A 23,313-nucleotide genomic window follows, 5' to 3' on the forward strand; every position below is an offset into this window, starting at 1 on the left:
TACCGCTAGGGTTTTTAAGGGCATATTTGAACCTTGTCATCTTTGTTCACTCTTTGACACATCATCGATTTAGCGTGGTTTTAGCCGTTAGTCCCTCCCCGCAGGCAATCGCGACTCAACCAGCTCACAAACTAGGTGACATCAAGACACAGGGTGCTAAAATGTCGGCCTATTTCACTATTAAACTGGATATTGGGAATGCGAGTTAGCAAGTACCTGCTGTCAACACAAAAAGAGACCCCAGCTAACGCTGAGGTGATTAGTCATCAATTAATGCTACGTGCGGGTATGATCCGTCGTAACGCATCAGGTCTTTACAGCTGGTTGCCGACAGGCTTACGTGTATTGCGTAAGGTTGAAGCAATCGTTCGTGAAGAGATGAACAATGCAGGTGCTGTTGAGATCTTAATGCCCATGGTTCAGCCGGCAGATCTTTGGGTTGAAACGGGTCGTTGGGAAAAGTTTGGTCCTGAGCTACTGCGCTTCCAAGACCGTCACAACCGTGACTTCGTCTTAGGCCCAACCCATGAAGAAGTGATCACCGATATCGTGCGTAAAGAAGTGAACTCTTATAAGCAGTTACCACTAAACCTTTACCAGATCCAAACTAAGTTCCGTGATGAAGTACGTCCACGTTTTGGTGTGATGCGCTCACGTGAGTTCTTGATGAAAGATGCCTACTCTTTCCATCTTGATCAAGACACGATGGACGCCACCTACCAAGACATGTATAGCGCCTACAGCAATATTCTAGGCCGTATGGGTCTAGCCTTCCGTCCTGTATTGGCCGATACCGGTTCAATCGGGGGTAGCCTGTCCCATGAGTTCCACGTACTGGCCAATAGTGGTGAAGATTTAATCGCCTACTCTACTGAGAGTGATTACGCCGCTAACATCGAGAAAGCCGAAGCGCCAATCCCAACAGAGCCTCGTGGCGTAGCAACGATGGAAATGAGCGTTATCGACACGCCAAATGCTAAAACTATCGAAGAGCTGGTTGAGCAACATGGTATCGCTATAGAAAAAACAGTTAAGACCATTATCGTTAAGGGTGCGAGCGAGGAGACACCGCTAGTTGCTATCATCGTTCGTGGCGATCATGAGCTAAATGAAGTGAAAGCGGAAAAAATTGACGCGGTGCTTGCACCGTTCGAAATGGCCGATGAAGCCGATATCCGTAAAGCCCTTGGCGCAGGACCTGGTTCATTAGGTCCAGTTGGCCTTGAGATCCCAGTATATATTGACCACAGTGTTAATATCATGAGCGATTTTTCAGCTGGTGCTAACCAAGATGGTAAGCATTATGTGGGTATTAACTGGGAGCGAGACCTGCCACAAGCAGAGGTAGCCGACCTACGTAATGTGATTGAAGGCGAAGCCAGCCCATGTGGTCAAGGTACTATCGGTCTACTGCGCGGTATCGAAGTGGGTCATATCTTCCAGTTAGGAACTAACTACTCAGAGTCTATGGGCGCTAACGTTCTAGATGAGAACGGTAAGTCAAAAACCCTACTCATGGGTTGCTACGGTGTCGGTGTTAGCCGCATCGTTGCCGCAGCCATTGAGCAAAACCATGATGATCGCGGTATCATCTGGCCAGAAGCCATTGCGCCATTCAAAGTCGGTATCTTACCGATGAACATGCATAAGTCACATCGCGTCAAAGATATGGCTGAACAGCTGTATAAAGACCTTAATGATGCGGGTATCGAAGTACTGTTTGACGACCGTAAAGAGCGCCCAGGTGTGATGTTTGCCGATATGGAGCTAATTGGTTTGCCACATGTTATCGTGATTGGAGATCGTAACATCGACAATGGCGTATTCGAATATAAGAATCGTCGCACGGGTGAAAAGCAAGATATCCCATTCGATAAAATCATCGACTTCATTAAGTCTAATCGCTAGATTAGACGGGTTAACTCAGACTGAATGAATTGAGTTTGTATCGTCATGACTGACAGCAAATAAATAAAAACGCCTAGAGTGATCTAGGCGTTTTTTTATGACTCATAAACAACCACCGATTGATATTACGCTATACATTGTCGATAAGCGTTATTGGCCACAGTCAGATCAACAGCGTGTTCAACCTACCGCACTCACTCTTCATTAGGTAATCGCCCCGAAAGAGGAATAAACACTCTTTATACCAATCACAATCTGTCGCTATAGCTGGCATTTTGCTTTTGTTAGCGACTCAACTATATTGGCTTCACACTATTGAGATATTCCATTAACATAAACACATTACGGCCGTTGCATGGTAGTATCTGGGATGGTATAGTCCGAAAAATCGCTTCGTATAATCCCAATAATATGGTTTGGGAGTTTCTACCAAGAGCCTTAAATTCTTGATTATGAAGTCTGTAACTTTATACCCAGCCAGATATTGTCTATCTATAATCAGTATGGAAGTCGAGCGCTTGCATTCATTAATAGAGCAAATTTGGCGTTATCTCATAAAGGTAGAGACTCATGAATTATTTAAGCTTACCCAAGATCGATCTTCATTGTCACTTAGACGGTAGTGTTCGCCCACAAACAATTATCGATCTTGCAGCTAGCCAAAATCTATCATTACCCAGCCAAGACATTAATGAAATCAATGCATTGATGATTGCGCCGGAAACCTGTCCCAACTTAGAAGAGTATTTAATGCGTTTCGAGCTGCCACTATCCGTGATGCAGACCGCCGACGCCATTGAGCGCATCTCCTTTGAGTTGTTTGAAGATGCTGCCCTAGAAAATGTTAAATATTTAGAGGTCCGCTTTGGTCCACAGTTGCACCAACAGCAAGGCCTTAGCTTTGATGACATTATTGCGGCCGCCGTTGCAGGAATGCAACGCGCTGAGCAAAAGTATGATATCAAGGGTAACTATATTTTATCGATATTAAGAACCTTCCCCAAAGACAATATCTACGCCGTCATTGATGCCGGTGCAGCGTTTCTTAACAAAGGTGTTGCAGCATTTGATTTAGCGGGAGCCGAGTTACCCGGCTTTTGCGAAGCGTTTATTCCTTACGCTGAATACGCTAAACAAAAAGGTTACAAAATCACCATTCACGCTGGAGAGCAAGGCGTTGGCCAAAACGTCTTTGATGCAATCACTTTGCTTCATGCTCAGCGCGTTGGACACGGTATTCATATTACCAGTCATGAAGGGGCCTATCAGCAAGTTAAACTGCACAATGTTGGCTTAGAAACTTGTCCGAGCAGTAATATTCAAACCAAAGCGGTTGAGGTGCTCAGTGACCACCCCATCAAGGCATTTTACGATGATAATTTACCAACAACCATCAACACCGACAACCGCACGGTATCGAATACTACAATGACCGATGAAGTGCGCAAAATCATGCAAACATTTGATCTGTCTGAAGCGGATTACTACAACATCTACCGCACCAGTATCGATCAGGCTTTTACCTCTAACGACGTCAAACAACATCTGCTAAGTTTCGCCAAATAGATAAAGGCGGTCATGACGCTACCCAGCTTAATGACCGCACCGACATCGTCAAACCACACAGTGCCCAAACAGCCCCACTCTATTAAGGGGCTGTTTGGGCACGCTAAAATCACCCCTTAATCAAGGCCAAAGTCACTGCCTAACAAAGTCGCCCCTTCTTGATCTGGTACATCTAATCCGAATTTTCGCCCTAACTCAACACGCGCTTCAACACCTCGCAGCGAATGGCCTTGACCGTCGAGCCTAGGTGAAAATACGCCAATCCCTTCCCAGATAAGTTACAGCTACCATTACACGCTAGCAACAGGCACACAAGCAATTGCAGAGCACACCCAATCGAGCAGTGTTACTTCACTATGGATGACCAGAAGATTTCGATGCATAGATTTGCATGCCAATCTAGGTAGAAAATTATGCATTATACTTAATGCACTCGCTTAACTGTGCATACTGGACCCATACGGATGACTGAGTTCTTGATTCTTATTCCAAGAGCCTGCTTGAAATGGCTCGCTGTGGCGTTATTTATTTGGCCGACGGTTGCAGGTGCTACGCCATTGAGAATTGCCTACGGAAATAGTTTACCCCCATGGGTATTTGCCGATACCGATAGCGGAATTTTGCTGGATATTACTCGTGCCAGTGTTGAGCCCGCGGGTTATCAAGTCGTGCCGGTATACTATCCCTATGCCAGACGGGTGACGGCCTATATAAAGCATCAGGTTGATGTAGTTACCGATATAAGCCCCAGTATGGTAGCCAAAGAAGGTCTCGAAGGTTATCTATCACTGCTTTTCTATCACTATGAAAATTTTGCTATTTCACTCTCTGAACGCAATTATCAATTTGACAAGATCATGGACTTAGCCACTTTAAACGTGCTGTCGTGGCAAGGTGCAGCGAATACATTGGGTGGGGAATATGTCGAGATGGTTCGCGCGAATCCCAATTATGTTGAAACCTACAATCAAGAAAACCAAATCAAGATGCTCTATCTCAAACGGGTCGATGTGATCCAGATGGACTTACAAATTTTCAAATACTATCAGGGCTTAGTAAGCCAAAAAGCAATCATAAATACCCAGCAGAGCGTGGATATGTTTCCGTTATTTGGGCAAAACCATTGTGGTTTTTTATTTAGAAGCAAAGCAGCAAGAGATGCATTTAATCAGCACTTTGAAGCATTAAAAGACAGTCCGCTACACGATCAAATTTACTCAAAATATACACCTGGCTTGCAGTCTAAAAAGTCGACAGCAGACATTCAGTAAACCCCACCGCCAATCTATTAAAGGTTTTGACAGCCGTAACCTAATCAGCGCTAACCATGTTAAAAAAGCCTGATAAAATGTCATTGCTTGCCCCCCCCTAACGCGCAAACCTCACCGACGATGTTTCCAACTCAAAGCAGATCTTAAAAGGCTAGGCATCAACAGCGTCGTCCTAAATTTAGGTTTCAGAGCCGCCAAAATTAGTTAGTCCACTAACAATATCAATACGAAAATTCGTTTCAGATAACAACTTTTACGCACAAAACTGTTAAGCAAAGGCCGCATATGTTACGGTTTAACCACTACTTTTAATATCTTTTCCTTATATTTTGGAAAATAAGAGTTAAACAATAATGGTCGCTCGACAAAAAACCAGCACGAGTAGTTTCAACACTAACTATTATTAAGGGCGGCATGTATACAATACATTCGCTATATGAGTATGAACGCTGATAAATGGGACTCACCGTTGAGTCCCAACTGAGAGTAGCAAATACCATAAAACCAACGAAACTAGGAAGAATCACTTGTGCCTAGCAATCAGGTTCTTCTACTAACAACGACTCACAAAACAATTTGAGCAAACAAGGATAAATGATGATTCGACATACACTTGTGGCCTCCTGTATTGCGTTAGCACTCACCGCTAACGCCTATGCTGCGCCAGTAGATGAAGAGATCGCGGCGCTTAAAGCGCGTATCGATCAGTTGGAGTCTGACAAAGAGCAGACAGCGCAAGATAAAGGCAACGCCATTAAATTTGGCGGTGCAGCCCGTTTCCAATACTCCTATGAAGACTATAACGATGGCAATAGCGATCGTAGTGGTGATTTTGACTTCGACCTGTTTCGCATAGATGTTAATGGCAACCTCGACGACATCATTTTTTCAGCGCAATACCGCTGGTTCGAGTACATGAACGTCATCCATCATGCTTGGGTGGGTTACAACTTTGATGATAAACAACAAGGTAAAATTGGTGTGACTCAGGTGCCGTTTGGTATTTTGACTTACGCGTCTAATAACTACTTCTTTAGTTCTAACTTCTACCTAGGCTTAGAGGATGACTATGATTTAGGCCTTAATTACACCTATAAGGGTGACAATAATCAACTTGACCTCGCTTTCTACAAAAATGATGAGCAAGGTGGCCTTGATGGTTATGTCTCTGACCGAACCGACCGTTATGCCTATGACGTGGTTGGGATTCGCTTACCAGGCGAAGGGATCTACGATGCCCCGAGTGACGGGAATGCTGCAGCCGAACTCAATACGTTCAATGGCCGTTATGCCCATAATATGGCATTTGATGATCTAAAAGTTGAACTGGGTGTGTCATTGCAAGCTGGTCAACTGGAGATTGAAAGTGGTACCGATGGCGACAACGTCGCAGCCGCCTTACATGGTGTAATTAACTATAACCGCTGGAACGTTAAGTTGCAGGTCACTGACTATAAATACGATGTTGATGGTATGGATCTAGAACGTGTTGTCGTCGCCGCCTACCACTTCTACGACTCAATTCCGTCAGAAGCAACTACCTATATCGCCAACGTCGCTTATAGCCTTCCCGTTGATATTGGCCCTATATCCAATCTGACTTTCTATAATGATTACTCATTAGTTACCGACAAACCGTCAATGCAAGCTGATACCTTTATGAACGTAACTGGCATGGCCATAACTGCTGGCGGCTTGTATACCTATGTCGACTTTGTCGTCGCAGAGAATCAGCCTTTTATCGGCGGTACTATGGTCGGTGATGGTGAAACCAACAAACGCCTAAACATCAACTTCGGTTACTATTTCTAAACGAAGCCATCATTAGGTAAGTCAAAGCAGTTCAATCGATAACGAAAACCGCATCCCTAATGGATGCGGTTTTTTTCGTCCGTCTATCCGCGTACTTAATACCAATCGGTATCAGTCGTTACCTAATCGTTTTGCAATAAAAAATCCGAGTGCATGTTATGCACTCGGATTTAGTCAATGTTTACAGATAAAACCAGCGATCGATTTAATCAATAAGCGGATGCAACAGCGGCACGCGCTTAATCTTCTTTATCGATATCTCTATCCATATTCTCAGTATTTTCAAGCCAAAGCGCGTTAATAATACCGAAGGAGCAAGCTAACAATACGCCCAAAATCCAAGCAAAATACCACATAGTCTAGGCTCCTATTAGTAAAGTGACGTTTTATTGTTTTCAATAAAGCTGCGGCTTAGACGACCAAACATCTTCAAGTAAGTCCACACTGTGTAACTTAATACAATCGGGACGAAGATGGCTGCAGCCCAAGTCATTACCGTTAGTGTCATGTGGCTTGCTGTCGCATCCCACATGGTTAAGCTCACATTTGGCTCAAGTGAAGATGGCATAACAAACGGGAACATGGCTGCACCGCAAGTTAAAATAACCATAGCAACGGCCACAGAGCTAAATAAAAACGCAAAACCTGAGCGATTAAAGTGACTAACCACAAGCACTAGCAACGGCATAGCGATACCCAATATTGGGAATAGCATGGTTAACGGATACTTATCATAGTTGGCCAACCAAGCACCCGCTTCAATGGCGACGGTTTTCAACTCAGGGTTCGATGCACCTGCGGTATCAATTGTAGAGGTAATAACGTAGCCATCAATGCCTGTCGCTAGCCACACACCCGCAAGGGTAAAGAGTACCGCTAACAGCGCTGCAAACACTTGGGTAGCTCTCACGGCACGAACACGTAGCTCTCCTTCAGTCTTCATCTGTAACCACGAGGCACCTTGCATCATAAACATACTGACGCTAACTAAGCCCGCGAGTAAACCAAATGGATTAAGTAGACCGAAGAATCCACCATGGTAAGTGGCACGTAAATACTCATCAAAGTTAAACGGTACACCTTGGAGCAAATTACCAAATGCCACACCAATAATTAAAGGTGGAACAAATCCGCCAACAAACAGTGCCCAGTCCCAAGACTTACGCCATCTTGGATCTTCAATCTTAGAGCGGTAGTCAAAGCCTACAGGTCTTAAGAACAAGGCAAACAGGGTAAGCATCATCGCCACATAGAAACCAGAGAATGATACGGCATATACCATAGGCCACGCAGCAAACAGCGCACCACCAGCAGTAATCAGCCATACTTGGTTGCCATCCCAATGGGGAGCGATGGAGTTAATCATGATACGACGCTCAGTGTCATCCTTACCGATAATCGGCAACAGCGCACCAACGCCCATATCAAAACCGTCTGTCACGGCAAATCCGATGAAAAGCACACCAATCAGTGCCCACCAGATGAATCTTAACATCTCATAATCAAACATAATCAGATCTCCGGCTTAAGCATCTAGCTTTTCAAAGTGATAACGACCCGTCTTCAAACTACTTGGTCCCTTGCGAGCAAACTTAATCATTAAGAACAGCTCGATAACCAATAGAATTGAATAGAACAGCGTGATAGAGATAATACTGAACCACAAGTCACCCACCGACAGACTTGATGCCGACATAAAGGTAGGTAGCACCTCTGAGATAGTCCAAGGTTGGCGACCATACTCAGCCACAAACCAACCACACTCAATGGCAATCCATGGCAGCGGTAAGCTATATAGCGCAGCTTTAAGGACCCAAGGCTTCTCTTCAATGCGATGACGTGTGCTCTGCCAAAACGCTGCGGCAAACACCAGTAACATCACCATACCAGCACCCACCATCACGCGGAAAGTCCAGAACATAGGCGCAACATTCGGAATCGAATCTTTAGCCGCCGCTTTAATCTGCTCTTCAGTCGCATCAACCACTTTATCCGTATAGCGTTTAAGCAGTAAGCCGTAACCTAAATCAACCTTAGCCTCTTCAAAAGCGGCACGTAGCTCAGGCGTTTCATTACCCGCACGAAGCTCGGTTAGCATAGCGTAGGCTTTCATACCGTTACGAATACGTACTTCATGATCAATAATGAGATCATGAATACCGGTCACCTCTTCATCCAATGAACGGGTAGCAATAATCCCCATTGCATAAGGGATCTTGATAGCATAATCGGTATGCATGGTTTCTTGATTAGGGAAACCTACCGCAGTAAATGCTGCAGGAGCAGGCTCTGTGTGCCATTCCGCTTCGATAGCCGCTAACTTAACACGCTGCGCCTCACCCACTTTATAGCCAGACTCGTCGCCTAATACGATGACAGATAGAATTGAGGCCATACCAAAGCTTGCCGCAATCGCAAATGAGCGACGTGCAAAAGGTAGGTCACGCTTTTTCAAAATATAGTATGAGCTGATCGCCAAGACGAACATGGCACCTGCGACATAACCCGATGCAACGGTATGAACAAACTTCACCTGAGCAACAGGGTTAAACAACACCTCTGCAAAGCTGGTCATCTCCATACGCATGGTTTCGTAGTTAAATACGCTACCCACTGGGTTTTGCATCCAACCGTTAGCCACCAAAATCCACAATGCAGACATGTTAGAGCCTAAAGCCACTAACCAGGTCACGGCGAGATGCTGACGCTTGCTAAAGCGATCCCAACCAAAGAAGAACATACCCACAAGCGTAGATTCTAAAAAAAAGGCCATTAGACCTTCAATCGCAAGTGGTGCACCGAAAATATCGCCCACATAATGTGAGTAATATGACCAGTTAGTTCCGAATTGGAACTCCATCGCCAGACCGGTGGTAACACCGAGGGCAAAGTTAATACCAAACAACTTACCCCAAAACTTGGTCATATCTTTATAGATCTGCTTATCGGTCATCACATAAAGTGATTCCATAATGGCTAGAATAAATGCTAGCCCCAAGGTCAAAGGTACAAACAGGAAGTGATACATAGCTGTTAACGCGAACTGCAAACGCGATAGCTCTACAACCTCTTCTAAAATCATCAGTGACTCCTTAGGTGGTACGACCATCTACTATGATTAGATCCCCATCAACCATAACAGATGCCTATGTAGGAATTTTATTATAAAAAGTGGTCAGCAATGGGCTAGCCCCGCAAACCGTCAATTTTTTACTTTTTGCTCAATTTGACTCTCACATAATTCAAAATGAACATTTCACACTCAATCTAGAGACCTAGATCACAAATCGGAAGTATTCTGCGATCAAGATTACTAAAAACAAAAACAACAAATACTTTAAATCTTTTTATTCAGGAGCTTACGAAATAAAACGCAAGTATGCCGTGGGTATTTTATACCATTCAAAATTGATTCAAATCAATCAATCATAGTGCGAATAATGGGTTTTGCGGCCGACTACACAGTTCACCTGGCAACACTATTGCTAATAATCAAAAAAAATGGTAGGAACGCAACCTGGAGTAATGAAAAATATTTTTTCACCCACTTAATAGCATATAGCAGTAAAAGCCAGTATTTAACAAAACTTAACAAATCAAGGGATAACATAACTGATGACAACCAGAAAGACTGAAACCACAAAGATTAATGTAAATCAATTAGTTATACAGATTCAGAGCAAATAGCAAAAACAAAAGAACAACTCAGCCATTAAAAAAACTAATCTCAACTTAAAGTTTTAATCGTTTGTCGTGCTCATTCAAAACCCTTAATATATGCCCTGTGTTAAGGAGACGGCCTGGTCAACCCGGTGAAGTAGCCCGGTAAAGTCCAACTCCGCTCACATCATCAATCACTGTGTGGAGAGTTAAAATGAGAAACCTATTCGAACGTCTAGTTAACAGCTACAAGCGTACTTTCGTTGAACTGTATACAGCTAGAGAGCTTTAACCCGCTTTTTAGTACCAAAGATTTACTTGAAGTTTTGTTAGCGCAAAGCGGCCACCACCTCGTTTACGGAGTGGTGGCTTTTTGTTATGCCGCAAAACGGCATTCACAACAACGCTACTTTAGTGAACACTAATAATCCTAACCTAGGTTTCTGCACTAAGCACCTATTCTGTAAAAAAACTCACTTTCCCCACTGTTAGATAAAAATCAGTCTATAAGGTGAGTTTGTGGCGATTTAGCATCCAGTGATATAGCATTTATCAACTAAGCTACTGTTTAAAAAAGCCTTTAAAGTATCTATAAATAGGTATAAAAAAGGGCCTCGAAATTTCGAGGCCCTTTTTAGCGAGTTAGCGCTGAACTTACGTTTAGCCTAAATTAGCTCTTACATTGCGGAACATTCTCATCCATGGACTATCTTCACCCCACTCATCCGGATGCCATGAGTTAGCCACCGTTCTAAATACACGCTCAGGATGTGGCATCATGATTGTCACACGGCCATCAGTGCTACAAATCCCTGTTAGTGCATTAGGTGAACCATTTGGGTTTTCTGGGTACTGAGTGGCAATTTGCCCATACCCATCAACAAAGCGCAGTGCAACTGTGCCCGAGGCCTCAGTAGCTGCTAGGGCTTCAGCTGATGCAAATTCGGCACGACCTTCGCCATGAGACACAGCGATTGGCATACGCGAGCCTTCCATGCCCTCAAAGAACAACGAAGGACTCTTTTGCACTTCAACTAAGCTGAAACGTGCTTCGAAACGCTCAGAGCGGTTACGCACAAAATGCGGCCAGTGCTCGGTACCAGGAATGATATCTTTCAAGTTAGACAACATCTGACAACCGTTACACACACCAAGAGCAAAACTATCTTGGCGAGCAAAGAACTGGCTGAACTGCTCACGCGCACGCGCATTGAACAATATCGACTTCGCCCAACCCTCGCCCGCACCTAATACGTCACCGTATGAGAAACCACCACATGCAGCTAAGCCTTGGAATTCCTCAAGGTTAATGCGACCAGCTAAGATATCTGACATATGTACGTCACGACTTTCGAAACCAGCACGGTCAAATGCCGCTGCCATCTCAAGATGGGAGTTCACGCCCTGCTCACGTAAAATAGCCATTTTAGGTGCCACGCCCTTAAGGATATAAGGCGCTGCAACATCTTCGCTTGGGTCATATTTTAGGTCGACAGTCAAACCTGGCGCATCGGCGACCTGTTTGAGCTTGAACTCTTCAAGCGCACACTCAGGGTTGTCTCGCATCGCTTGCATACGATAAGTCGTTTCAGCCCAAATGGTACGCAGTTCTGTACGAGACTCAGTTAACAGTTGCGTATCACCGTCACGGATAACAAGGGTGTCACCAGCAACTGGAGTGGCGATACAATGACAAGCAACGCCCGCCGCTTCATACATTGCAGTGATCTCTGCAGCCTCACCAGCAGCCACTTGAATCACGCCACCCAACTCTTCGTTAAATAGACGCTCAACATGGGTACCGCTTAAGCGGCTAACATCGATATCTAGACCGGTATTCCCCGCAAAGGCCATCTCAACTAGCGTCGTGAGTAAACCACCATCGCTGCGATCGTGGTAAGCGATCACACGCTTGTCTGCCACTAATGCTTGGGTCACTTCAAAGAAGCCGCGCAGTAATCCAGCATCGGTAAGATCTGGGGCAACATCGCCTAGCTCGCTATAGACCTGAGCCAAACATGAACCACCGAGACGATTTTGACCTTGGCTTAAATCAAGCAGCAGCAGTTGTGTATCGCCCTTATCACTGCGTAATTCAGGGGTCACAGTGTTACGAATGTCTTGTACGACACCAAACGCGGTGATCACCAAAGACATCGGTGAGGTAACCGCTTTATCGACGCCATTGTCTTGCCAAGCCGTCTTCATCGACATAGAGTCTTTGCCAACAGGAATCGTCAGCTCAAGTTCAGGACATAACTCTTCGCCAACCGCTTTAACAGCTTCATAAAGACCTGCATCTTCACCTGGGTGACCCGCTGCTGACATCCAGTTCGCCGATAGCTTAATACGCTTGAAGGAACCAATATCACTACCCGCGATATTCATGATTGACTCGGCCACGGCCATACGGGCTGAGGCACCAAAATCGAGTAACGCTAGCGGTGTGCGCTCACCCATAGACATCGCTTCACCCGTGTAAGAGTCAAAGCTCGACGCAGTAACGGCGCAATCGGCGACAGGTACCTGCCAAGGGCCGACCATCTGATCACGATTGACTAAGCCGGTTACCGTGCGGTCACCAATGGTAATAAGGAAAGTTTTCTCTGCAACTGTTGGAAGACGTAGTACGCGGCGCACGGCATCTTTCAGGTCGACTTGAGCTTGGTCCAATGCTGGCGATACCGCCTTCTTGGTCTCAACATCACGGCTCATCTTAGGCGCTTTACCTAGTAGCACTTCAAGCGGCAGGTCGATAGGCTTATTATCAAAATGCTCGTCAGACAGTGATAGATGACGTTCTTCCGTTGCTACACCCACTACTGCAAACGGTGCGCGTTCACGCTCACAAATCTTAGTGAAAACCTCTAGGTTTTCAGGCGCGACTGACATCACGTAACGCTCTTGCGACTCATTACACCAGATCTCAAGCGGGCTCATGCCTGGTTCATCAGAGGGGACATTACGCAGCTCAAATTTACCGCCACGCTCACCGTCGTTCACTAGCTCAGGGAAAGCATTAGACAAACCACCCGCGCCCACATCGTGAATAAACTGAATTGGGTTGTCGTCGCCCATCTGCCAACAGCGATCGATAACCTCTTGGCAACGACGTTCCATCTCTGGATTTTCACGTTGTACAGAAGCAAAATCGAGATCTTCGCTAGACTGGCCAGAGGCCATTGAAGAGGCAGCACCACCACCAAGACCGATGTTCATCGCAGGGCCACCCAGTACAATTAATTTTGCACCAACGGTGATCTCACCTTTTTGCACATGCTCTTCGCGAATGTTACCTAAGCCACCAGCTAGCATGATAGGTTTGTGATAACCACGCACCTCAACGCCATTATGGCTGGCCACTTCTTGTTCGTAGGTACGGAAATAACCTAATAGTGCCGGACGACCAAACTCATTGTTAAATGCTGCGCCGCCCAGCGGACCTTCAGTCATAATATCTAATGCGGTCACGATACGATCAGGCTTACCGTAATCGCCTTCCCATGGCTGAACAAAGCCTGGTATTTTAAGGTTAGAGACACTAAAACCTGTTAAGCCGGCTTTTGGCTTAGAGCCACGCCCGGTCGCCCCTTCATCACGGATCTCACCGCCAGAACCTGTCGCTGCGCCTGGATAAGGGCTAATTGCCGTTGGATGGTTATGGGTCTCAACTTTCATCAAGATATGCATAGGTTCGGTGTGATAAGCATAGACACCGTTTTGCTCAGGGAAGAAGCGTCCAGCAACAGAGCCTTCCATCACGGCGGCGTTATCTTTATAGGCAGACAACACATACTCTGGCGTTTTTTCAAAAGTGTTCTTAATCATTTTAAATAATGATTTAGGCTGCACTTCACCGTCTATTGTCCAATCGGCGTTGAAAATCTTGTGACGACAATGCTCTGAGTTTGCCTGAGCAAACATCATCAGCTCCACGTCGTTAGGGTTACGCCCTAATCGCACGAAGTTCTCAACCAGGTAATCAATTTCATCAGGGGCGAGTGCTAAACCAAGCTCAACGTTTGCGACCTCTAGAGCACGCTTACCTTCACCAAGAATATTAACGCTAGTCACTGCAGCTGGAGCAGTTTTGACAAATAAGCGACTAGCCTGAGTAAATTCACTGATGATCACTTCAACCATGCGGTCATGCAGTAAGCTGTTTAACAGTTTTTGTTGCTCATCGCTCAGCGCGTCACTTTGAACATAGTAAGCAACACCACGCTCTAAACGCTTAACTTTGTCTAAGCCGCAGTTATGCGCAATGTCGGTTGCTTTTGATGACCATGGAGAGATGGTACCGGGACGTGGGGTTACGAAATACACTGCACCTTCAGGCGCATGCGCTTCGATGGCTGGACCGTAGGTCAATAGTTTCTCTAGTTGCTGAGTTTCTTCAGCATCTAACGCATCAGTTAAATCGGCTAAATGAACATACTCAGCATAGATTTCTTGTACTGGAAGTGCTGCATTTTCACAGGCTTCCATTAACTTTTGAACTCTAAACGCTGATAAAGCAGGGGCTCCGCGGATGATCTCCATCACGTCTATTCACCTTATATTTATAATTGCAGGGTCAGATCTGGCGCTATTATAGGGAAATGTCGCCCACAAATCATCCGTAGAGTCGCTTCAAAACAGAGTTTCCTGAGTTTTATTATCACCATAAAGCGAAAACAGCTTCGCGAGATAAAGAAAGTCACCCGCACCGCTAAATATGCTCCATAATTAAAGCGTATTTGTCGCTGTTTTCGCCCCAATTTAGTGTGGGTTGGCGCCCGCAAAACCCAGCCATTATTCAGTTTGATTTCCTTATGATATAATTGTCGACTGCCCTGTAAAAATTGACTTAAAAATAGGACCTTAATGAGAAAAATTTTGTTTATTCTAAGCTGCCTTTTGTTACTGACTGCCTGTCAGCAACCCAGCGTGGAACAGACAAAATCGCCCTCCCCACAAGTGGTCAAAACTCACCTGAACGTCGGCACGCTCTATGGGGCCCAAATCTACGTCACCACAGGCCAAGGCACGGCAGGATTTGACTATGAAATGGCCAGTCGATTTGCCGACTATTTAAACCTTGAACTCGACATGCAAGCTTATGCCACCATTGGTGAACTCTACAAAGCCTTACAATCGGGGGAAATTGATTTGATTGCCGCCGGTTTGGCCGACACCAACAGCCGACGTCAACAGTTTCGGCTAGGGCCACCGCTGTACTATGTCAACCAAGTCTTAGTCTACAAACAGGGGATCAAATACCCAGGCGATGTCAGTCAACTGGACAAGGACATCACCGTCATCTCTGACTCGTCGTTTATTGAAACGCTAGCCGAGTTGCAAAAGCTCTACCCTGAATTGGTGTGGTCACAAGAGGAAGATAAAGACAGCGAAGAGTTATTGGCAATGATCGCCCGCGATGAGATAGCCTATACCATTGCCGACTCCACCACCTTTGAAATTAATCGCCGCTATATGCCTGAACTGAGAGCAGGTCCAGTGCTGCGCGAGGATCAAGCCGTCGTATGGCTGTTACCGCCAAACAATAGCGACCTGCTGATGAGCCAGCTATTGAACTTTTGGCACAATGAGCGCCTATCGGGCACCTTAGCTCATCTCAATGAAAAATATTTTGCCCACGTTAAACGTTTTGACTACGTCGATACTCGCGCCTTTTTACGCGCCATCGATAGTAAGTTACCTAAGTATCGAGAGCGCTTTCAAGAATATGCGGGCGATCTCGACTGGCGTAAGCTCGCCGCAACGGCCTATCAAGAATCCCATTGGAACCCTAACGCTCGCTCACCGACCGGTGTTCGCGGCCTGATGATGTTAACCCTACCAACAGCGAAGCAAGTGGGGATCTCTAATCGTCTCGATCCGGTGCAGAGCATTAAAGGCGGTGCTAAATATCTCAATGACATTCTCAATCGCTTGCCAGAGTCGATCCCAGAAAACCAACGCATGTGGTTTGCATTGGCCTCTTATAATATTGGCTATGGCCATGTGGAAGATGCACGTAAGCTAGCGCAATCGATGGGACTCAACCCCAGTGCATGGCGGGATCTGAAACAGGTATTACCCCTGCTGCAAAAACGTAAATACTATAAGCAAACCCGTTATGGCTATGCCCGAGGCAGTGAAGCGGTGCATTATGTTGATAACATAAGGCGTTATTATGATACCTTGGTATGGATTGATAATCAGAATCAAGAATTACAGCAAGATTTAATGGATGAAACTCAGCAGACCGCTGAGCAACAAGAGGAAAACCAGTTGTCTGGGGCGCAACCTCAATAAAAAAAAGCCAATGCAGTACAAAAGGATTGTCTGCTAAGACTTACAGGAGCAACAAGATGAGAAAAAAAACATTAAACAGCATGTCATCTAGACGCCGTACTCAACTTAAAACGCGGCACCAGCAAACCATGAATAGGCAAAAGCAGTACTTTACCTTTATCAAGCAGCCTTGTATGGACAGCTAATTATCAACGAAAAAAACGAGGGCTTATTCATTAAGCCCTTTTTGTTTTTCCGCCATCTTTAACGCCTTCTTCTCTTTACGACGACGTCGAAAAAACGCACTCAACTGCTCACTACATTCTTGGGCTAAAACACCAGAGGTAACTGAAAGCTGATGATTAAATGCCTCGTTGTTCACCAGATTCAGTACGCTGCCCGCCGCCCCTGTTTTCAAATCGGCTGCGCCAAATACCAACCTTGAGATCCTTGCGTGCACCATCGCCCCCGCACACATGGCACAGGGCTCGAGTGTGACGTAAAGAGTGGTATCAAGCAGACGATAGTTGTCCAACGCTTTACCCGCCGCGCGAATACACTCCATTTCGGCATGCGCCGATGCATCATGATTAAGGATATTGAGGTTAAAGCCACTCGCTACAACTTTGTCTTTCTGCACCAGTACCGCACCCACTGGCACTTCACCATGCTGCTCAGCTTGCTCCGCCAAAGCTAAAGCCATCTGCATGTAATGAATATCAAGCTCTTGCTGAGACACTGTCATCTCTCCATACAACATCGTAAGCAAAAAAAGGAGCATAGTTGTATGCTCCTTTTTTCAATCATCTAATGGGTAAAACTTAACCCATTATTCCCACTCAATGGTCGCCGGTGGCTTACCTGAAATGTCGTAAACCACACGCGAGATGCCATCAATCTCATTAATAATGCGGTTCGACACACGACCCAAGAAGTCGTAAGGCAGATGTGCCCAGTGTGCCGTCATAAAGTCGATTGTTTCTACTGCACGTAGCGATACCACCCAATCATATTTACGACCATCACCCATAACGCCAACCGAACGAACCGGTAAAAACACAGTAAAGGCTTGGCTAACTTTATTGTATAGGTCGGCTTTATGCAGCTCTTCAATAAAGATAGCATCAGCGCGACGAAGTAGATCACAATACTCTTTTTTCACTTCGCCTAGCACACGTACGCCAAGACCAGGTCCTGGGAACGGGTGACGGTAAAGCATATTGTAAGGCAGACCGAGTTCTAGGCCAATCTTACGCACTTCATCTTTAAACAGCTCACGCAGCGGCTCAACTAAGCCCAGCTCCATATCATCAGGCAACCCGCCCACATTATGGTGCGACTTAATCACGTGCGCTTTGCCTGTTGCACTGCCCGCAGATTCAATCACATCTGGGTAGATAGTGCCTTGTGCTAGCCACTTTGCATTGGCGCATTTCTTCGACTCTTCATCGAAAATATCGACAAACACTTTACCAATGATCTTACGCTTAGCTTCTGGCTCAGCTTCGCTGGCTAAGGCATCAAGGAAACGATTTTCTGCGTCAACATGGACAATGTTAAGTCCAAAATGATCGCCGAACATCTCTAACACTTGGTCCGCTTCATTAAGGCGTAACAAACCATTATCGACGAATACACAGGTCAGTTTTTTACCAATAGCACGGTGCAATAGCATAGCTACAACCGATGAATCAACGCCGCCAGACAAACCTAAAATCACTTCATCGTCGCCAATCTGTTGCTTTAAGCGCTCAACGGCATCTTCAATAATTGATGATGGCTTCCAGTTGGCTTCACACTGACAGATATCTAACGCAAAGTGCTCTAGCATCCGCTTACCCTGACGGGTATGGGTCACCTCTGGGTGAAACTGCACGCCGTAAAACTGCTTCTCTTCATTGGCCATTGCTGCAAACGGACAGGTTTCAGTATTGGCTACCGTCACAAACCCTTCAGGAATTTCTGAAACCTTGTCACCGTGGCTCATCCAAACATCAAGCAGCGGCTTACCGGTAGGGCTTACTGCATCTTCAATGGCTTTAAACAGTGCAGAAGTGGTTTGAACCTCAACTTGAGCATAACCAAACTCGCCTTCACCAACACCTTGGATCACTTTACCGCCAAGCTGTTCAGACATAGTTTGCATGCCATAACAGATACCCAACACTGGCACGCCTGCATTAAATACATACTCAGGCGCACGCGGTGAGTTTTCAGCGGTCACGCTTTCAGGGCCACCAGCAAGGATAATACCGTTTGGGGCAAACTCTTTGATTTGCGCTTCAGACACATCCCAGGCCCAAAGCTCACAGTAAACACCGATCTCACGAATACGGCGGGCAATCAATTGCGTGTACTGAGATCCAAAATCTAGGATTAGGATCTTATGATCATGAATATTGCTCATGGTTTACCTTATCTCTTTCAAATTGTTGCTGATGGTCGACTTAGCATCGACCAATACAATTATAAAAAAGCAGTGCATTTTTCAATAACACTGCCTGATATCAATCTTTTATGAACGGCTACGATAGTTAGGCGCTTCTTTACTGATGGTCACATCATGCACATGAGACTCACCCATACCTGCCGATGTCACCTTCACAAATTCCGCTTTCTCGCTGAGGTCCTTAATGGTAGGACAGCCTGTTAGTCCCATGCATGAACGCAAACCACCCATGTACTGATGAATGATCTCTTTAAGCTTACCTTTATAAGGTACACGGCCTTCAATCCCTTCAGGGACAAGCTTGTCCGCCGCATTATCGGTTTGGAAGTAACGGTCTGATGAACCTTGAGTCATGGCGCCCAGTGAGCCCATACCACGGTATGATTTATACGCACGGCCATTGTGTAGTTCTGTTTCGCCTGGTGCTTCATCAGTACCGGCAAACATAGAACCGGCCATGATACATGATGCACCTGCAGCCAATGCTTTAGCCAAGTCACCCGAGAAACGGATACCACCATCGGCAATCACAGGGATATCTAGGTGCTTAATCGCGGCAGCCGCATCAGATACCGCCGTGATTTGTGGCACACCTACACCGGTAACAATACGCGTAGTACAAATAGAGCCAGGGCCAATGCCGACTTTAACCGCGTTAACGCCCGCTTCAACCAAAGCTAATGCGCCTTCAGCCGTTGCAACGTTACCGCCAACAATTTGTAGATCTGGGTATTTAGCACGCGTATCGCGAATACGCTGTAACACGCCCTCAGAGTGGCCGTGCGATGAGTCGATAAGCAGTACGTCGATACCAGCAGCAACGAGTGCATCAACACGATCTTCGTTACCCGCACCAGCACCAACAGCAGCGCCAACACGTAAACGACCAAACTCATCTTTACAGGCGTTTGGCTTCTCTTCTGCTTTTTGGAAATCTTTTACGGTGATCAAACCCTTAAGTCGGTAATCAGCATCGACCACTAGCACTTTCTCAACACGGTGCGCATGCATCAGCTTTTGCACTTCATCAAGCGGCGTACCTTCTGGTACTGTCACAAGGCGCGCTTTAGGCGTCATCACTTGCTCAACGGTGCGGCTCCAATCTGTGATAAAACGTACGTCACGGCCGGTAATAATACCCACCAATTCGTTCGCATCATCAACAACGGGGTAACCCGCAAAGCCATTCTTTTGGGTTAATATTTTAAGGTCAGCAAGGGTTGTCGAAGGCGTGACCGTTACAGGTTGCTGCACGATACCAGCCTCATAGATCTTCACTTGGCGAACTTGCTCCGCCTGCTGCTCTATGCTCATATTTTTATGAATAAAACCAAGACCGCCTTCTTGCGCCATTGCGATGGCAAGACGTGCTTCAGTCACGGTATCCATGGCTGCAGACACAATCGGCATATTGAGTTCTATTGTTTGAGTTAAGCGTGTTTTGAGAACAGCAGTATTAGGGAGTACAGTCGAGTGTGCAGGAACAAGCAAAACATCGTCAAAGGTTAGTGCTTCTTTTTTTAAACGTAGCATGGCAACATCTCCCCATGTAGGTGATATAAGAGGTAAAATATTGCGGCGGGATTATACCTTGCATATTGGGCTTGGTAAATGGAAAATAGTAAAAAAGTCGCTTTAGATGCAAAATTTCTATGAAAATGCCGAAAAATAACGTTTACACCGTGTCACGCCTCAATGGAGAGGTCAGACAACTGCTTGAAGGCGAACTGGGCAGGATCTGGCTAGAAGCCGAGATCTCCAATTTTTCGGCGCCAAGTTCAGGCCATTGGTATTTAACCTTAAAAGACAATTTGGCTCAAATCCGCTCGGCGATGTTCAAAGGAAAAAACCGCAGCGTCAGCTTCCGTCCCGTCAATGGTCAACAGGTACTGGTAAAGGGTTCCATTAGCGTTTATGAGCCGCGAGGCGACTATCAACTGATTATTGAGTCGATGCTACCCGCTGGTGACGGCTTGCTAGCTCAGCAATATGAAGCACTCAAGATGAAGCTGGCTGCTGAAGGCTTGTTCGCCGCTGACACTAAACGCCCACTGCCAAGCAATATCCAACGTATCGGCATTATTACCTCGCCCACCGGCGCTGCAATACGCGATATTTTGCATGTATTAAAACGTCGCGACCCATCCCTTGAAGTGATCATTTACCCTACTGCGGTACAGGGCGAACACGCTGACCGCTCAATCTGCCACGCCATTATGCAAGCCAATGACCGCAACGAGGTCGATGTACTCTTGGTCACCCGCGGCGGCGGTTCGTTAGAAGATTTATGGTGTTTCAATAGCGAGGCCTTAGCCCATACTATCTATAACAGTGCGCTTCCAGTGGTCTCAGCGGTCGGTCACGAGGTTGATACCACTATCAGTGACTATGTTGCCGATCTGCGCGCGCCAACGCCTTCAGCGGCTGCTGAGGTATTGTCACAAGATGCCTTGAGTAAAAGCGACAAGCTGACGATGGCTATAACCCGGCTTAAACAAAGCTGGCAACATTATCAGCTTAAACAGGGACAACGCTTTAATCAGCTTGAACACAGATTACAACGTCAGGACCCCAAACGTCGCCTACAGCAATTTGAGCAAAGTTTCGATGAGATGCAATTAAGGCTCTGGGCGGTAATGAGCCACAAACTCCACCGACTTGAGAATCGACATCAATCGCTACAGGCAAGACTCAATCAACAGTCTCCATGCAATCGGCTAACGCTAGAGTTTAATCGTCTCGATCACCTCAACCAAAGACTGCAAGGGGCAATTAATCGCCAATTAAGTCACGCGGACAATTCGCTGCGCCACACAGCCCATCAGTTAGACACTGTCAGCCCGCTCGCCACCTTAAGTCGCGGTTATAGCATCACCTTGGACATCAATGGAAAAGTCGTTCAGAAGGTTACCGATGTTAACGCCGGCGACAAGCTAACCACTAAGCTCATCGATGGTGAAGTGCAATCAACCGTGTTATGACTGACGGCTAAGTTAGCCTAACTAACTCAGTTATTTTTCCTCCAACTAGGTAGGCCTTCTAATGAAGGTGTTGGCATTTTTGTGGTTTAACATTTGGCTGTTTTGGAATTGGGATTTGTGTTTAAAGTCGAATCTTCATTGTAGTTAAAAGCCTGCAGCGGTGATGTATATGGATATACGAATGTCGTGATCACATGGATGTGACGGAACGACCTTCATGTGCAGATACTGCTTCGGGACGCTATACGTCATCCCTGACCGCTTAACGAAAACATCTGACCTACATGGAAGTAGGGAATGCCGTAAAATGTCGGGAACATTTTCGGCCATGTTTTCGATACCCTCAGCCGCATCTACACAGGGTTATTTTATCTCTCCGATTTAGCCTTGTTCGTATCACTTGGCAATTAAAAGTTAAATCGTTTTTGGCCAAAAATAAGCTGACCTTCGAATGAAGGTGTTGGCATTTTTGGCTTGTAACATTTGGCTGTATTGGAATTGGAATTTGTGTTTAAAGTCGAATCTTCATTGTAGTTAAAAGCCTGCGGCTCGCTTATGTGCAGATACTGCTTCGGGACGCTATACGTCATCCCTGACCGCTTAACGAAAACATCCATGTTTTCGATACCCTCAGCCGCATCTACACAGGGTTATTTTATCTCTCCGATTTAACCTTTCGGGTATCAATCTAACAATCAAAAGTTAAATCATTTTTGGACAAAAATAAGCTGACCTTCGAATGAAGGTGTTGGCATTTTTTGTGGTTTAACATTTGGCTGTTTTGGTAGAGTGTTTTTGAAATTTGTATCTTCACTGTAACTAATCGCCTGTCCGGCGAGGAATGTGCAGATACTGCTGCTACACGCCGTGAATCCATCCGTGGAGGCTCGACGATGGCATCTGACGTGAATGGATTCACAAATGCCGCGATGATATGGATGCAGAGAGCGGCCATGCCATCAACGTCCGCAGCCGCATCTACACCGAGTTTTCTACCTCTTCGATTTGACCTTGCGAGAAGCTTTTGGACAGAAATTGGTTAGAACCAAAGTTCTTAAGGTGATGATTATTAAGGAAAGCATGGCAAGATGATATACGGTAAAGCCTCATTAAGAGGCAAAAAATAGTTGGCTAAACTTGCGCGAAGCGCCAAGCCAACTGTTAATTGTCCCAGTGAGTTTACGAACGAACTTGAGCAACTTGTTGAACGAAGCCGCTATGCGGCAGAAGAGATAACAAGCCTCTTTGCTCACTCATCCTAAATACTTTCTAGTAGCGACCAGCCTTGGTCGTAACCCTAGGAGTATTGTCATGAACACATCCGAACAACAACGCTTTGATTCTCTTTATGAACAACATCTTACCAACTTAACACTGCAAGGCAAGC

At 45.8% G+C, this 23,313-nt stretch carries 14 protein-coding genes and 1 riboswitch; of the genes, 7 read left to right on the plus strand and 7 right to left on the minus strand.

Going from position 1 to position 23,313, the window contains the following annotated elements; translation table 11 throughout:
• Positions 1-198 precede the first annotated feature (198 nt).
• From BEL05_RS03000 to BEL05_RS03015, 4 genes are all read left to right on the plus strand, one after another.
• Positions 199-1,908, plus strand: a complete 1,710-nt coding sequence (locus tag BEL05_RS03000; RefSeq protein WP_069670226.1) for a proline--tRNA ligase — start codon at positions 199-201, stop codon at positions 1,906-1,908.
• 373 nt (positions 1,909-2,281) lie between these two features.
• Positions 2,282-2,381, plus strand: a riboswitch (purine riboswitch).
• Between the two features lie 97 nt (positions 2,382-2,478).
• Entirely contained in the window at positions 2,479-3,474 is a 996-nt protein-coding gene (add, locus tag BEL05_RS03005) for an adenosine deaminase (RefSeq protein ID WP_069670227.1), read from the plus strand.
• Positions 3,475-3,938: 464 nt separating this feature from the next.
• Entirely contained in the window at positions 3,939-4,745 is an 807-nt protein-coding gene (locus BEL05_RS03010; RefSeq protein WP_083250285.1) for a substrate-binding periplasmic protein, read from the plus strand.
• A 597-nt stretch (positions 4,746-5,342) separates the two neighbouring features.
• Positions 5,343-6,557, plus strand: coding sequence for a putative porin (locus BEL05_RS03015; protein ID WP_069670228.1), 1,215 nt, complete (start codon positions 5,343-5,345; stop codon positions 6,555-6,557).
• A 239-nt stretch (positions 6,558-6,796) separates the two neighbouring features.
• Here the strand turns inward: BEL05_RS03015 and cydX are convergent, their stop codons facing one another.
• The 4 genes from cydX to purL all read right to left on the minus strand — a co-directional run bounded on the left by cydX (position 6,797) and on the right by purL (position 14,759).
• Positions 6,797-6,913, minus strand: coding sequence for a cytochrome bd-I oxidase subunit CydX (gene cydX / locus BEL05_RS03020; protein ID WP_028763505.1), 117 nt, complete (start codon positions 6,911-6,913; stop codon positions 6,797-6,799).
• A gap of 14 nt (positions 6,914-6,927) precedes the next feature.
• Complete coding sequence (cydB, locus tag BEL05_RS03025; protein ID WP_069670229.1) at positions 6,928-8,067, minus strand: cytochrome d ubiquinol oxidase subunit II; 1,140 nt, start codon at positions 8,065-8,067, stop codon at positions 6,928-6,930.
• 15 nt (positions 8,068-8,082) lie between these two features.
• Complete coding sequence (locus tag BEL05_RS03030) at positions 8,083-9,639, minus strand: cytochrome ubiquinol oxidase subunit I (protein WP_028763503.1); 1,557 nt, start codon at positions 9,637-9,639, stop codon at positions 8,083-8,085.
• 1,238 nt (positions 9,640-10,877) lie between these two features.
• A complete protein-coding gene (purL, locus tag BEL05_RS03040) occupies positions 10,878-14,759 on the minus strand; it encodes a phosphoribosylformylglycinamidine synthase (protein ID WP_069670231.1) in 3,882 nt (1,293 codons plus the stop codon).
• A gap of 324 nt (positions 14,760-15,083) precedes the next feature.
• Between purL and mltF the strand changes: the two genes are divergently transcribed.
• Positions 15,084-16,517, plus strand: a complete 1,434-nt coding sequence (mltF, locus tag BEL05_RS03045; protein WP_069670232.1) for a membrane-bound lytic murein transglycosylase MltF — start codon at positions 15,084-15,086, stop codon at positions 16,515-16,517.
• A 56-nt stretch (positions 16,518-16,573) separates the two neighbouring features.
• Positions 16,574-16,702, plus strand: a complete 129-nt coding sequence (locus BEL05_RS21250) for a hypothetical protein (protein WP_259651095.1) — start codon at positions 16,574-16,576, stop codon at positions 16,700-16,702.
• Between the two features lie 23 nt (positions 16,703-16,725).
• Here BEL05_RS21250 and tadA read toward each other — a convergent pair whose 3' ends face one another.
• From tadA to guaB, 3 genes are all read right to left on the minus strand, one after another.
• Positions 16,726-17,277: a tRNA adenosine(34) deaminase TadA gene (gene tadA, locus BEL05_RS03050; protein ID WP_083250286.1), complete on the minus strand. Its 552-nt coding sequence runs from the start codon at positions 17,275-17,277 to the stop codon at positions 16,726-16,728.
• Between the two features lie 48 nt (positions 17,278-17,325).
• Positions 17,326-18,903, minus strand: a complete 1,578-nt coding sequence (gene guaA, locus BEL05_RS03055; RefSeq protein ID WP_028763499.1) for a glutamine-hydrolyzing GMP synthase — start codon at positions 18,901-18,903, stop codon at positions 17,326-17,328.
• Between the two features lie 108 nt (positions 18,904-19,011).
• On the minus strand, positions 19,012-20,478 hold the full coding sequence (guaB, locus tag BEL05_RS03060) for an IMP dehydrogenase (RefSeq protein WP_069670233.1): 1,467 nt from the start codon (positions 20,476-20,478) through the stop codon (positions 19,012-19,014).
• A 119-nt stretch (positions 20,479-20,597) separates the two neighbouring features.
• Between guaB and xseA the strand changes: the two genes are divergently transcribed.
• Positions 20,598-21,926 carry an exodeoxyribonuclease VII large subunit gene (xseA, locus tag BEL05_RS03065; protein WP_028763497.1) on the plus strand — a complete coding sequence of 443 codons (1,329 nt, stop codon included), beginning with the start codon at positions 20,598-20,600 and terminating at the stop codon, positions 21,924-21,926.
• The last annotated feature ends 1,387 nt before the right edge of the window (positions 21,927-23,313 follow it).

Origin of the sequence: Shewanella colwelliana (assembly GCF_001735525.1) — a bacterium.
Lineage (GTDB): Bacteria > Pseudomonadota > Gammaproteobacteria > Enterobacterales > Shewanellaceae > Shewanella > Shewanella colwelliana.